We start from the raw sequence: 13,079 nt of genomic DNA on the forward strand, positions 1-13,079 counted from the left end.
CCCTTTTGTTTTCAGGACCGCGCCGAGGTCGCCGACACCAGAGCCGTCATGTTGACGATGCGGCGCACCGTGGCGGAGGGCGTGAGCACGTGCACCGGCGCCTTGGCGCCCAGCAGCATCGGCCCCACCGTCACGCCGTGGCCGCCGGTCATCTTCAGCACATTGAAGAGGATGTTGGCCGCGTCGAGGTTGGGGCAGATCAGCAGGTTGGCCTCGCCGCTCAGGGTGGACTGCTCCATCAGGCCGGCGCCGCGCACCTTTTCCGACAGCGCCGCGTCGCCCTGCAGTTCGCCGTCGCACTCCACGTCCGGCGCCATCTGCCGGAACAGGTCGCGCGCCTGCCGCATCTTGCGCGCCGAGCCGCGCGTGGACGAGCCATAGTTGCTGTGCGACAGGAAGGCCACCTTGGGCGGCAGGCCGAAGCGCCGCACCTCCATCGCCGACATGAGGGCGATGCGGGCCAGCAGCTGGGCGTCCGGGTCCTCGTTGACGTAGGTGTCGGCGATGAACAGCGTGCGGTCCGGCAGCATCAGCGCGTTCAGCGCGGCCAGCCCCTCGCCCTCGCGGCAGCCGATCACGTCGCGGATGTGCTCCAGGTGGTGCTCGAAGCGGCCCACCATGCCGCACAGCATGGCGTCGGCATCGCCGAGGTGAACGGACAGCGCGCCGATCAGGGTGTTGGAGCGGCGCACCGCCGCCTTGGCCATCTCCGGCGTGATGCCGTTGCGGCCCATGAGGCGGTGATAGCTCTCCCAGTACTGGCGGAAGCGGGCGTCGGTATCCGGGTTGACGCACTGCACGTCCTGCCCCAGCTTCATGCGCAGGCCCGCCTTGGCGATGCGCGTCTCGATCACGGCCGGGCGCCCGATCAGGATCGGCTGGGCCAGCTTCTCGTCCAGCGCCAGCTGGGCCGCGCGCAGCACGCGCTCGTCCTCCCCTTCGGCATACGCGACGCGCCGCGCGCTCGCCTTGCGGGCTGCCTCGAACACCGGCCGCATGATCATCCCGGTCTGGTAGACGAAGCGCGTGAGGTTCTGCGTGTAGCCCTCGAAGTCGGTGATCGGCCGCGTGGCGACGCCGGACTCGGCCGCGGCGCGCGCCACCGCCGGCGCGATGCGCAGGATCAGCCTGGAGTCGAAAGGCGTGGGGATGATGTAGTCCGGCCCGAAGGACAGCTCCTTGCCCGCATAGGCGTTCGCCACTTCCTCGCTGATGTCGGCCTTGGCCAGCTGCGCGATCTCGCGCACGCAGGCGAGCTTCATCGCCTCCGTGATCTTGGTGGCGCCGCAATCGAGCGCGCCGCGGAAGATGTAGGGGAAGCACAGGACGTTGTTGACCTGGTTCGGGTAGTCGGAGCGCCCCGTCGCGATGATGCAGTCGGGCCGCGCCTCCCTGGCCAGCTCGGGCCGGATCTCCGGCTCCGGATTGGCCAGCGCCAGGATGATCGGCCGGTCCGCCATGGTCTTCACCATGTCGGCCGTCAGCACGCCGGCGGTGGAGCAGCCCAGGAACACGTCGGCGTCCTTCACCACGTCGGCCAGCGTGCGCTTGGAGGTGTCCTGCGCGTACTTCGCCTTCGACTCGTCGAAGCCGCCCGGCCGGCCGTGGTAGATCACGCCCTTCGAGTCGACCACGAAGATGTTGCGGGGGTTGATGCCCAGGCCGACGAAGATGTCGAGGCAGGCGATCGCCGCGGCGCCCGCGCCCGAAGAGACGAGTTTCACGTCGCCGAGCTTCTTGCCCACCAGTTCCAGGCCATTGAGCAGGGCGGCCGCCGAGATGATCGCGGTGCCGTGCTGGTCGTCGTGGAACACCGGGATGTTGAGCCGCTCGCGCAGCTTGCGCTCGATGTAGAAGCACTCGGGCGCCTTGATGTCCTCGAGGTTGATGCCGCCCAGCGTCGGCTCCAGGGCCGCGACGATGTCGACCAGCTTGTCGGGGTCGCGCTCCGCCAGCTCGATGTCGAACACGTCGATGCCGGCGAACTTCTTGAACAGGCAGCCCTTGCCTTCCATGACCGGCTTGCCGGCCAGCGGCCCGATGTCGCCGAGGCCGAGCACCGCGGTGCCGTTCGTGATCACGCCCACGAGGTTGCCGCGGGAGGTGTACTCCGCCGCCATCGCGGGGTCGGCCTGGATGTCGAGGCAGGGATAGGCCACGCCCGGCGAATACGCGAGCGACAGGTCGCGCTGGTTGGACAGCGGCTTGGTCGGGGTGATCGAGATCTTGCCGCGCCCCGGACTGCGGTGGTACTCACGGGCCGCGTCGCGCAGGGCCAGTTCGGCCTGGGTGGTGGGTTCGTGCATTGCTGCTCTCCGCTCTTTTGTTCTGGAACCCCTCACCCTACGCCGTTCGCGGCCATCCCGCGAGTGGGTGAAACTACTCGACCTTGATGCGGATCAGCTAACGGCCGAGCTCATGCTGCGCGAGGTTCTCGAGCGCACGGACCAGCGCGGAATGGTCTGACTGGGCCAGCCCCAGGGCCGCGCAGGACTGCATCAGCTGCGCCGCGATCGCGGTCTGCGGCAAAGCCGCGCCCACGCTGCGAGCGCCCTGCAACGCCAGGTTCAAATCCTTCTGGTGCAGGGCGATGCGGAAGCCCGGATCGAAGGTGCGCTTGAGCATGCGTTCGCCGTGCACCTCGAGCACGCGCGAGGAGGCGAAGCCGCCCATCAGCGCCTGCCGCACGCGGGCCGGATCGGCCCCGGCCTTCGACGCGAACACCAGCGCTTCCGCGACGGCGGCGATGTTGAGCGCCACGATCATCTGGTTGGCCACCTTCGCGACCTGGCCATCGCCCACCGCGCCCACGTGCGTGATGTTCTTGCCCATCGTGGCGAGCAGCGGCCGCACGCGGTCGAAGGCCGCCTCCGTGCCGCCGACCATGATGCTGAGGCTGGCGGCCTTGGCGCCGACCTCGCCGCCCGAGACCGGGGCGTCGAGGTAGTCGCAGCCGAGCTCGCCGACCCGCTTCGCGAACTCCCGGGTGGCGATCGGGTCGATCGAACTGCAGTCGACCACCGTCTTGCCGGAGGACAGCCCCGCGGCCACGCCTTCCGGCCCGAACAGCACCTTCTCGACATCGGGCGTGTCCGGCAGCATGAGGAACACGAGCTCGGCGCGCTGCGCCACCTCGCGCCCGCTCTTGCACACCGTAGCGCCGGCCTCCGCGATGGCCGCGGGGACCTTGCTGCGCGTCTGGACGAACAGCGCATGGCCGGCGGCGATGAGGTGACCCGCCATCGGCGCGCCCATCACGCCGAGGCCGACGAAACCCAGATTCATGCTGCGAACTCCTTCATCCAGCCCAGCCCTTCCGGCGTCGTGCCGCGCGGGCGGTACTCGCAGCCAATGTACCCCTTCCAGCCGAGGGCATCCAGGTGCCGCAGCAGGAAGGCGAAGTTGATCTCGCCGGTGCCCGGCTCGTTGCGCCCCGGGTTGTCGGCGATCTGGATGTGGCCGATGTTCGCCAGGTGGCGCTGCAGCGTGGCGGCGAGCTCGCCCTCCATGCGCTGCGCGTGGTACACGTCGTACTGCAGCAGCAGGTTGTCGGAGCCGATTTCCTCGATCAGCGCGACGGCCTGTTCGGTGCGCGTGAGGAAGAAGCCAGGGATGTCGTAGCTGTTGATCGGCTCGACGAGCAGCCGGATGCCGCCCTTGCGCAGGCGGGACGCGGCGTGCCGCAGGTTCTCGACCAGGGTGGCATGCGCCTCTTCGCGGCTGACGCCGGGCGGCAGCTTGCCGGCCAGGCAATTGAGCTGGCCGCAGTCGAGGGCCATCGCATAGTCGATCGCGCGCCCGACCCCGGCGCGGAATTCCTCGGTGCGCCGGGGGTCGCAGGCGATGCCGCGATCGCCCGCGGCCCAGTCGCCCGCGGGCAGGTTGTGCAGCACCTGCCGCAGGCCTTCGCCGCGCAGGCGCGCGGCGAGTTCTTCCTTCGGGTACTCGTAGGGGAACAGGTATTCGACGGCGCGGAAGCCGGCGCTGCGGGCGGCGGCGAAGCGGTCCAGGAAGGGCAGCTCGGTGAAGAGCATGCTGAGGTTGGCGGCGAAGCGGGGCATGGCGTTTCCCTCCTCAGTCCATCTCGAGCATGGCGGCGACGGCGGTCGGCGCGTCGGCCGCGGTGAGCGCGAGTTCCTCGAACTCCACCACCTTGTCGATCTCGGTGCCCATCGCGACGTTGGTCACGCGCTCCAGCATCACCTCGATCACCACCGGCACGCGGTGCTCGGCCATCCAGGCCTCGGCCTGCGCGATCGCGGGCGCCATCTGGTCGGGGCGGTGCACGCGGATCGCCTTGCAGCCCAGGCCTTCGACCACCTTGACGTGGTCCACGCCGTAGCTGCGCTCGGGGGCCTCGGCCGGCTGGTTGATGTTGTCGAAGGCGAGCTGCACGCAGTAGTCCATGTCGAAGTTGCGCTGGGCCTGCCGGATCAGGCCGAGGTAGGCGTTGTTCACCACGATGTGCAGGTAGGGCAGCTGGAACTGCGCGCCCACCGCCAGCTCCTCCATCAGGAACTGGAAGTCGTAGTCGCCGGAGATCGCCACGATGCGCCGAGACGGGTCGGCCGCGCGCACGCCCAGCGCGGCCGGCGCGGTCCAGCCCAGCGGGCCGGCCTGGCCGCAGTTGATCCAGTTGCGCGGGCCGAACACGTGCAGGAACTGCGCCGCCGCGATCTGCGACAGGCCGATGGTGGTGACGTAGCAGGTCTCCGGGCCGAAGGCGCGGTTCATGCACTGGTACACGCGCTGCGGCTTCATCGGCACGTTGTCGTAGTTGGTCTTGCGCAGCATCGTGCGCTTGCGCTGCAGGCAGTCCGCGGCCCAGGCCGAGCGGTCCTTGAGGCGGCCGTCGGCCTTCATCTCGCGCGCCACCTCGATGAAGAGGCGCAGGGCGGCGCCGGCGTCCGACACGATGCCGTAGTCCGGCGCGAACACGCGGCCGATCTGCGTGGGCTCGATGTCCACGTGCACGAACTTGCGGCCCTTCGTGTAGACGTCGATGGAGCCGGTGTGGCGGTTCGCCCAGCGGTTGCCGATGCCCAGCACGAAGTCGCTGGCCAGCATCGTCGCGTTGCCGTAGCGGTGGCTGGTCTGCAGGCCGCACATGCCGGCCATCAGCGGGTGGTCGTCGGGGATGCTGCCCCAGGCCATCAGGGTCGGGATCACCGGCACGCCGGTGAGCTCGGCGAACTCCACCAGCAGGTCGCTGGCGTCGGCGTTGATGATGCCGCCGCCCGCCACGACCAGGGGCCGCTCGGCCTCCTGCAGCAGCGCGATCGCCTTTTCCGCCTGGGCCCGGGTGGCCGCCGGCTTGTACACGGGCAGCGGCGCGTAGGTGTCCGGGTCGAATTCGATCTCGCTGGTCTGCACGTCCACCGGCAGGTCGATCAGCACCGGGCCCGGCCGGCCCGAGCGCATGAGGTGGAAGGCCTGCTGGAAGGCGCGCGGCACCTGGGCCGGCTCGCGCACGGTGACGGCCCACTTCGTGACCGGCTTGGCGATGGACTCGATGTCGACCGCCTGGAAGTCTTCCTTGTACATGCGGGCGCGCGGCGCCTGGCCGGTGATGCACAGGATGGGGATCGAGTCGGCCTGCGCGGAATACAGGCCGGTGATCATGTCCGTGCCCGCGGGGCCCGAGGTGCCGATGCACACGCCGATGTTGCCGGCCGCGGCGCGCGTGTAGCCCTCGGCCATGTGCGACGCGCCCTCGACGTGGCGCGCCAGGATGTGCCCGATCGAGCCCTGCTGGCGCAGCGCGGCGTAGAAGGGGTTGATCGCGGCGCCGGGCACGCCGAAGGCCTGCGTGATCCCTTCCTTCTCGAGGACCCAGACGGCGGCCTGGGCGGCGGTCATTCTTGCCATGGATGTCTCCTGTACTGTGGGTTCGGGGCTTGCGGTCGACTCTAGGCAGCGGGCGCCTGCGCCAGAAGACGGGCGCGGGCCATAAGACTTATTCCGCGCTGGAATGCAACTGCCCGGCCGGGCCCGAACCGCCGCGTTGCGCGGCCCGGTCCGAATTGGGTTAAGGTGGCGCCGAAAAGCGCCCCACCCCATGCAGAACGACGACGTCTACACCCTCAGCCGGCTCGGCGAGAACGAGCTGCGTAGCAGCGCAACCCGGCTCGCACCTTCCGAGATCGATGTGCTGGTGCGCCTGGACGGGACTCTGAGCCTCGGCCAGATCGCGGGCGGCCTGTCGACCGAGGCGCGCGAGCAGTTCGTCGCGGTGCTGCACAACCTGCGGGACCGCGGCCTGGTGCAACGGGTCGAGGTCGACCCCTTCACCCGGACCTGGAACGCGCAGGTGGCCCAGCTCTCGCGGTCGGTGAAGCCGGCGGAAGCGGAGGCGGGCCTCGCCTCCCTCAAGCGCAGCGGCTTCTACGTGCAGATTGCCCGCGAGCGCGGCGCGGCGCCGCCGCGCCCGGAGGGCCGTCCGCTGACGGCCGTCGTGATCGAGGACGACGCGGCGCTCGCCAAGTTCACCCGCATGCTGCTGACGCTCTCCGGCTTCGAGGTGCGCAGCGCGCACAACCGGGCCGAGGTGGTGGCGGAGATCCGCCGGCCGCCCGTTCCCGACCTGATCCTGCTCGACGTGATGCTCCCGGACGCGGACGGTTTCGACATCCTGCAGCGGGTGCGCCAGCACTCGGTGCTGAAGGATGTGCCGGTGATCATGCTCACCGGCAAGGCCACGCGCGAGGCGGTGCTGCAGGGCATCGCCGGCGGCGCCGACGGGTACCTCACCAAGCCCTTCGAAGCGGACGCGCTGCTGCGCGCCGTGCGCACCGTCCTCGGCCTGCCGGAAGAAGACGCGGGCGGCGCCCCCGGCACCTGGGGCCTCACCCCCCGCTGAACGCGCGGCTTGCCAGGTCGGCCATTCCGCGTTGGAATGGCTGACCATGGATCGTTTGCAGGCAATGGAAATGTTCGTGCGGGTGGTCGAGACCGGCAGCTTCTCGCGCGCCGCCCGTGAGTTCTCCACCACCCAGCCCACCGTGACCAAGCAGATCGCGGCCACCGAGGCGCGGCTGAAGGTGCGGCTGCTCAATCGCAACACGCGCGGGGTGAGCCTCACGGAGGCCGGGGCGCTGTACTACGAGAAGTGCAAGACCATCGTGCGCGAGGCCGAGGAGGCCGACAACGTCGCGCGCATGCAGCAGTCGCAGGCCCAGGGGCTGCTGCGGGTGGGCAGCTCGGTGGCCTTCGGCCGGCGCGTCATCGTGCCGCTGGCGCTGGAGTTCATGCGGCAGCATCCGCAGCTGCTGGTGGACCTCAGTTTCGAGGACCGCTACACGGACCTGGTGGCGCAGGGGATCGACGTCGCGATCCGCATGGGCAAGCTGGCCGATTCGACCCTCGGCGCGCGTTTCCTGGGCGCCAATCCGTGGCTGCTGGTGGCCTCGCCGCGTTACCTGAAGCGGGCCGGCACGCCGCGGCGGCCGGCCGACCTGAGCGGCCACGACACCCTGATCTACAGCAGCGTGCAGGGCAACGACGTCTGGCGGGTGCTGGAGCCCCGCGGCGAGACGGTGACCGTGTCCGTCACCCCGCGGCTGCGCTCCAACAACCTGTCCGCGGTGCTCGCGGCGGCCCGCTCGGACATGGGCATCGCGGCGCTGCCATGGTACGTGGCGGCCGATTCACTGGCCGCTGGCGCGATCGTCGAGGTGCTCAAGGACCACAGCCTGCCCGAGCAGGAGATCCACGCGGTCTACCCCTCGCCCAAGCTGGTGCCGCAGAAGGTGCTGGCCTTCATCGCCTTCCTGCAGGGGCGCTTCGGCCCGGGCTGGTGGGCGGAGCTGCCGAAAAGCTGAGCCCGGCCCGCGAACGGATCAGGCGGCTGCCCTTACCCGGCGCGGGGACGCGTTCCGACGCCTGCTGCCGGACCGTCCCGGCGCGCGCCCACTGCCTTGCGCCGCAAGATGCCAGGCAAGGAGTGAGCGATGAAACAGAACGACTCGTTGCAGTTCGTGCGCGAGCGGTTGCGCCGCAACCATTCGCCGCTGCACCGGGACCTGCACCTGCGCCCGCCGGAGCGCATCCGGCGCCGCTTCGCGGTGGCACTGGAGAAAGGGGCGGCGTGGCGCTTCGACCATGTGGGCAGGACCGTGCTGGTCTGCTGCGCGAGCGGGAGCGTGTGGATCACGCACGACGGGGATCCCAAGGACATCATCCTCGGTCCGCACGAGACCTATCGCGTGGATCGCGAGGACGCCATGCACGTGTTCGCGATGCAGCACTGCATGCTGGAGATCGAGTTCGAGGACGACCTGCTGCCGCATTAGGAGCGTGGACGGCAGGCCCAACGCAGGCGCTCTTCTCTGCCGCCGCCCAGGCCCCTGGGCGTGCATCACGCCGCGCTGGGCAGTTCCCGGCCGGCGAAGAACGCATCCAGGTTGTCCACCACCCGCTGCGCCATCGCCTCGCGCGTCTGCACGGTGGCGCTCGCGATGTGCGGCACGAGGACGACGTTGTCGAGGGTGAACAGTTCCGGCGGCACGTGCGGCTCGCGCTCGAACACGTCGAGGGCGGCGCCTCCGATGCGCTTGCCCTGCAGCGCGCGCACCAGCGCCTTCTCGTCGACCACGGTGCCGCGCGCGACGTTGACCAGGAAGCCCTTGGGTCCGAGGGCCTCCAGCACCGCCTCGTCGATCAGGTGCCGGGTCTCGGGGCCGCCCGCCGTGATCACCACCAGGAAGTCGGACCAGCGCGCCAGCTCCGGCAACTGCGGCTCGTGCTGCCAGGCCACGTCTTCCACCGGGCGGCGGCTGTGGTAGCGCACCTCCATGTCGAAGCCGCTCGCGCGCTTCGCGATGGTGCGGCCGATGCGGCCCAGGCCCACGATGCCCAGCTTCGCGCCGCTGACGCGCCGGCCCAGCGGGAAGGGCGTGGGCGGCTGCGCGCTCCAGCGGCTGGCGCGCACGAAGCGGTCGCCCTCGGGAATGCGCCGGCCCACGGCCAGCAGCAGGCCGAAGGCGAGGTCGGCCACGCAGTCGTTCAGCACGTCGGGCGTGTAGCCCACCGGGATGCTCCGCTGCGCCGCCGCCGCGAGATCGAGCTGGTCGAGCCCGACGCCGAAGCTGGAGATCACCCGCAGGCGGGGCAGCGCCTGGAGGAGCGCGGCACTGGCGCCGTGCGCCGCCGACGTCACCAGCCCTTCGAGGCCGGCGCCGTGTTCGCGCAGGAAGGCCTCGCGTTCCGGCCCGGGCGCGGGCAGGCGCTGCACGGTGTAGCGTTCGGCGAGCTGCCGCTCGAGCCAGGGCAGCAGGGGCAGGGCTTGCAGGAGGACGGGTCTGGAGTTCATGTCAGTTGGCGGTGATCCGGCGCTCACGGATGATCTGCGCGTAGCGCTTCCTGTCATTGTCGTTCAGGGCCGAGAATTTCTCCGGCGAGGTCGGCGCCGGCACCGCGCCGAGCTGCAGCAGCTTGTCGCGCAGCTCCTCGCGGCCGATCGCCTCGCGCAGGTCGGCGGAGATCCATCTCGCCTGGCGCGAGGACAACCGCAACCCCGCGCTGCGGACCCTCCGCGAATTCGTGACGGGGCAGCTTGCGGCCAGGCGCTGAGGCCGGGCTGGGCGCGCTGAAAAATGCTCTACAATGGCGCCTTCCTGAGATGCCCAGGTGGCGGAATTGGTAGACGCACTAGTTTCAGGTACTAGCGGGTAACTCCGTGGAGGTTCGAGTCCTCTCCTGGGCACCAGACGCAAGCCGGCACACGCCGGCTTTGTTGTTTCAGGGCGGGGCGTGCTCCAATGCGCGCGAGGAGGCCCGCCCATGCCCAGCATCACCACCGACGACGGCGTCCGCCTGCATTGCGAGGACACCGGCAGCGGCACGCCCATCGTGTTCGTGCACGAGTTCGCGGGCGACGGCCGCAGCTGGGAGCCGCAGGTGCGCCACTTCGCACGCCGTTACCGCTGCGTCACGTACAACGCGCGCGGCTATCCGCCCTCCGACGTGCCCGAGGACTTCGAGCGCTATTCGCAGGAGCGGGTGCGCGAGGACCTGCGCTGCGTGATCGAGGCGCTGGGGCTGCAGTTGCCGCACGTCGTGGGCCTGTCCATGGGCGCCTTCGCGACGCTGCACTTCGGCATGCGCTACTGCGCGCAGGGCGCGCCGGCGCGGGCCCGTTCGCTCACGCTGGCCGGCTGCGGCACCGGCGCGCATCCGGCCGCGTACGCGACGTTCCAGGCGGACGCGCGGGCGCTCGCCGACGGCATCGCGCGCCATGGCATGGAGCACTTCGCCGCCACCTACGGCCACGGCCCGGCGCGGCTGCAGCTGCGCGCCAAGGACCCGCGCGGCTTCGCCGAATACGCGCGCCAGCTCGCCGGCCACTCGGCCACCGGCTCGGCCAACACCATGCGCGGCTACCAGGCGCGCCGGCCCTGCCTCTACGAACTGACGCAGGAGATGGCGCGCATCGACGTGCCGGTGCTGGTGATGGCGGGCGACGAGGACGAGCCCTGCCTCGAGCCATCGCTGCTGATCAAGCGCACGGTCGCGAAGGCGGGGCTCGCGCTGCTGCCCCGCAGCGGCCACGCGATCAACCTGGAGGAGCCGGCGCTGTTCAACCGGCTGCTGGAGGACTTCCTGCACCAGGTGGAATCGGGCCGCTGGCCGGCCCGCGACGCGGCCAGCCGGCCTTCCATCTGGGGGCCGGCCGGGAAGCCCTGAGCCGGCCGCGCGGGCCTGGGCCCGTCAGAACTCCTGCCAGCCGGCGCCGGCCTGCGGTGCCTTGGCCGGGGCCTTGGGGGGCGGGCTGAACGCGGGTTCCTTCCGGGGCAGGGCCGCCGCCGGCCGCACCTTGATCGTGGGCACCTCCGCCTCGAGCGCGGGGCGCGGCGCGGCGGGGGCCGGGGCCGGCGCGACCTGCACCGGCGCGACCTGCACCGGCGCGGCCTGCACCGGCGCGGCCTGCACCGGCGCGGCCTGCACCGGCGCGGCCTGCGCGGCCGCGTGCTCCTCGCCGAGGCGGAAGCGCGTCACCAGTTCCAGCAGCGTGGCCGCCTGCTGCTTCATCGCCTCGGTCGCGGCGGAGGACTCCTCCACCAGCGAGGCGTTCTGCTGCACCACCTGCTCCATCTGCGTGACCGCGGTGTTGACCTGCCCGATGCCGGCGCTCTGCTCCTGGCTCGCCGCCGCGATGTCCGCGATGAGGTCGCTGACCCGCGAGACCGAGGCCACGATCTCGTTCATCGTCCTGCCGGCCGCGTCGACCTGCCGGGTGCCGGCCTCGACCTTGGTCACCGAATCGCCGATCAGGGCCTTGATCTGCTTGGCCGCCTCCGCGCTGCGCTGCGCCAGCTGGCGCACCTCGCCGGCCACCACCGCGAAGCCGCGGCCCTGTTCGCCCGCGCGCGCCGCCTCCACCGCGGCGTTCAGCGCCAGGATGTTGGTCTGGAAGGCGATGCCGTCGATCACGCCGATGATCTCGGAGATGCGGCGCGAGGCGCCGGAGATGCCGTCCATGGTGCTGACCACTTCGCCGACCACGCTGCCGCCCTTGCGCGCCACGTCGGCCGCGCCGCGGGCCAGCTCGCTCGCCTGGCGGGCGTTCTGCGCGTTCTGGGTGACGGAGGACGTGAGCTCCTCCATCGAGCTGGCCGTCTCCTCCAGGGTACTGGCCTGCTCCTCGGTGCGCTGCGACAGGTCGACGTTGCCCTGCGCGATCTGCGCGCTGGTGTCGGCCACCATGCGGGCGCCGCTGGAGACTTCGCCGACCAGCCGGCGCAGGCCGTCGTTCATGCCCCCCACCGCGCGCAGCAGCTGCGCCGATTCGTCGCTGCCCCGGGCGTGCACCTGCACGCTGAGGTCGCCTTCGGCGATGCGGTTGGCGGCGGCCATGGCGGTGTGCAGCGGGCGCACGATGGTGCGGCTCATCTTCCACGCCACCAGCACGGCCGCGGCGACGGCAGCCGCGACCAGCGCGGCGAGCACCGCCAGGGTGCGGTGGTAGGCGATGCCGGCCGCTTCGTGGCTGGCGCGCGCGAGGCGCTGCTCCAGCGAGACGAGCGCGTCGACTTCCTGCTCCACGGCCTGGAAGGCGGTGTCGGCGTTCTGCATGGCCATCAGGCCGGTGGCGATGTCGATCGTGCTGATGTCGATCGCCTTGTCCACCGCGGCGCGGTATCTGGTCAGCAGCGGCTGCACGGTCTCGAGCGCGTGGCGCTCCTCGGGGCCGAGGTCGCTGGCACCCAGCTGCGCCAGCGAAGCCTCGACGCCTTCCGTGCTCTTGCGCAAGGCCGCGGCCGTCGACTTGATGCGGGCCTCGTCGTAGTTCGCCATCCAGGTGATGAGGCGGTAGACGCCGGAGTGGATCTGCGCCATGTCGCGCGCGGCATCGGCGGCGGTCTCGAAGCGGGCCATGCGCTGCGTCACCAGGGCGTCGAGTCCCTCGTTCTGCTGCTTCAGCATCAGGAAGGCCGTCGCGCCGAGGGCGACCAGGAAGACGATGGCCACGGCGGGGGCCACCAGGATCTTGTGCCAGATTTTCAAGGGTGTCTCTCTCGTTACTGCAATGCGGCGGCCGACGGCCACGAGTGGCTGCAAGTTTCTGAAATTTTCAATTCGTAACCGCCCCGCTCGGTCGGCGGGAACGGCCGCTGGTCGCGGCAGCGCTGCTACGCTCGCAGCCCGGAGGAACCATGACCCATCTGTCGCTGCAGACCGCCAACCAAATCATTACTGCCGCCCTGGCCAAGGCGAGGGAGTGCGGCTACAAGCCGATGGGCGTGGCGGTGCTCGACGCCTCCGGCCACCTGAAGGCGTTTGCGAGCGAGGACGGCGCCAGCATGTTCCGCTTCGACATCGCCCGCGCCAAGGCCTGGGGCGCGGTCGGCATGGGCGTGGCCAGCGGCGTGCTGGCGCAACGCGCGAAGGACAACCCGAACTTCTTCGTCGCGCTGGCCGCGACGGCCGAGGGCCGCTTCCTGCCCCAGCCGGGCGCCGTGGTCATCAAGGACGCGCAGGGGCAGGTGCTGGGCGCCGTGGGCGCCAGCGGCGGCACCGGCGAGGAGGACGAGGCGATCTGCGCCGCCGGCGTGGCGGCCGCAGGCCTGGTCGCCGGCTGA

At 70.8% G+C, this 13,079-nt stretch carries 12 protein-coding genes and 1 tRNA gene; 6 read left to right on the plus strand and 7 right to left on the minus strand.

Annotated features, from left to right (window positions below; all coding sequences use genetic code 11):
• Nucleotides 1-11 precede the first annotated feature (11 nt).
• The 4 genes from JJ685_RS22655 to gcl form a co-directional block, all read right to left on the minus strand.
• Complete coding sequence (locus JJ685_RS22655) at nucleotides 12-2,306, minus strand: NADP-dependent malic enzyme (protein ID WP_201676633.1); 2,295 nt, start codon at nucleotides 2,304-2,306, stop codon at nucleotides 12-14.
• 97 nt (nucleotides 2,307-2,403) lie between these two features.
• Nucleotides 2,404-3,285, minus strand: a complete 882-nt coding sequence (locus JJ685_RS22660; RefSeq protein ID WP_201676634.1) for a 2-hydroxy-3-oxopropionate reductase — start codon at nucleotides 3,283-3,285, stop codon at nucleotides 2,404-2,406.
• Nucleotides 3,282-4,061 carry a hydroxypyruvate isomerase gene (gene hyi / locus JJ685_RS22665; RefSeq protein WP_201676635.1) on the minus strand — a complete coding sequence of 260 codons (780 nt, stop codon included), beginning with the start codon at nucleotides 4,059-4,061 and terminating at the stop codon, nucleotides 3,282-3,284. The genes JJ685_RS22660 and hyi overlap by 4 nt, the downstream gene beginning before the upstream one ends.
• A 13-nt stretch (nucleotides 4,062-4,074) precedes the next feature.
• On the minus strand, nucleotides 4,075-5,868 hold the full coding sequence (gene gcl / locus JJ685_RS22670; RefSeq protein ID WP_201676636.1) for a glyoxylate carboligase: 1,794 nt from the start codon (nucleotides 5,866-5,868) through the stop codon (nucleotides 4,075-4,077).
• 190 nt (nucleotides 5,869-6,058) lie between these two features.
• Between gcl and JJ685_RS22675 the strand changes: the two genes are divergently transcribed.
• The 3 genes from JJ685_RS22675 (at nucleotide 6,059) to JJ685_RS22685 (ending at nucleotide 8,291) form a co-directional block, all read left to right on the plus strand.
• Nucleotides 6,059-6,859, plus strand: a complete 801-nt coding sequence (locus JJ685_RS22675) for a response regulator (RefSeq protein ID WP_201676637.1) — start codon at nucleotides 6,059-6,061, stop codon at nucleotides 6,857-6,859.
• Between the two features lie 46 nt (nucleotides 6,860-6,905).
• Nucleotides 6,906-7,820, plus strand: a complete 915-nt coding sequence (locus JJ685_RS22680) for a LysR family transcriptional regulator (RefSeq protein ID WP_201676638.1) — start codon at nucleotides 6,906-6,908, stop codon at nucleotides 7,818-7,820.
• A 129-nt stretch (nucleotides 7,821-7,949) separates the two neighbouring features.
• The gene (locus JJ685_RS22685; protein ID WP_201676639.1) at nucleotides 7,950-8,291 is read left to right on the plus strand and encodes a DUF2917 domain-containing protein; all 342 of its coding nucleotides are present in this window, start codon (nucleotides 7,950-7,952) and stop codon (nucleotides 8,289-8,291) included.
• 65 nt (nucleotides 8,292-8,356) lie between these two features.
• Here JJ685_RS22685 and JJ685_RS22690 read toward each other — a convergent pair whose 3' ends face one another.
• Both JJ685_RS22690 and JJ685_RS22695 read right to left on the minus strand, forming a co-directional pair.
• Complete coding sequence (locus JJ685_RS22690; protein WP_201676640.1) at nucleotides 8,357-9,310, minus strand: 2-hydroxyacid dehydrogenase; 954 nt, start codon at nucleotides 9,308-9,310, stop codon at nucleotides 8,357-8,359.
• Between the two features lies 1 nt (nucleotide 9,311).
• Complete coding sequence (locus JJ685_RS22695) at nucleotides 9,312-9,506, minus strand: hypothetical protein (RefSeq protein ID WP_201676641.1); 195 nt, start codon at nucleotides 9,504-9,506, stop codon at nucleotides 9,312-9,314.
• A 115-nt stretch (nucleotides 9,507-9,621) separates the two neighbouring features.
• Here JJ685_RS22695 and JJ685_RS22700 point away from each other — a divergent pair.
• Nucleotides 9,622-9,706, plus strand: a tRNA-Leu gene (locus tag JJ685_RS22700).
• Between the two features lie 74 nt (nucleotides 9,707-9,780).
• The gene (locus JJ685_RS22705) at nucleotides 9,781-10,683 is read left to right on the plus strand and encodes an alpha/beta fold hydrolase (protein WP_201676642.1); all 903 of its coding nucleotides are present in this window, start codon (nucleotides 9,781-9,783) and stop codon (nucleotides 10,681-10,683) included.
• Between the two features lie 24 nt (nucleotides 10,684-10,707).
• On the opposite strand, the gene JJ685_RS30315 is transcribed toward JJ685_RS22705, so the two are convergent.
• Nucleotides 10,708-12,504, minus strand: a complete 1,797-nt coding sequence (locus JJ685_RS30315; protein WP_330901824.1) for a methyl-accepting chemotaxis protein — start codon at nucleotides 12,502-12,504, stop codon at nucleotides 10,708-10,710.
• 149 nt (nucleotides 12,505-12,653) lie between these two features.
• On the opposite strand from JJ685_RS30315, the gene JJ685_RS22715 reads away from it, so the two are divergent.
• Nucleotides 12,654-13,079: a GlcG/HbpS family heme-binding protein gene (locus tag JJ685_RS22715; protein WP_201676643.1), complete on the plus strand. Its 426-nt coding sequence runs from the start codon at nucleotides 12,654-12,656 to the stop codon at nucleotides 13,077-13,079.

It is taken from the genome of Ramlibacter monticola (assembly GCF_016722785.1).
In the GTDB taxonomy this organism is placed as follows: Bacteria; Pseudomonadota; Gammaproteobacteria; order Burkholderiales; family Burkholderiaceae_C; genus Ramlibacter; species Ramlibacter monticola.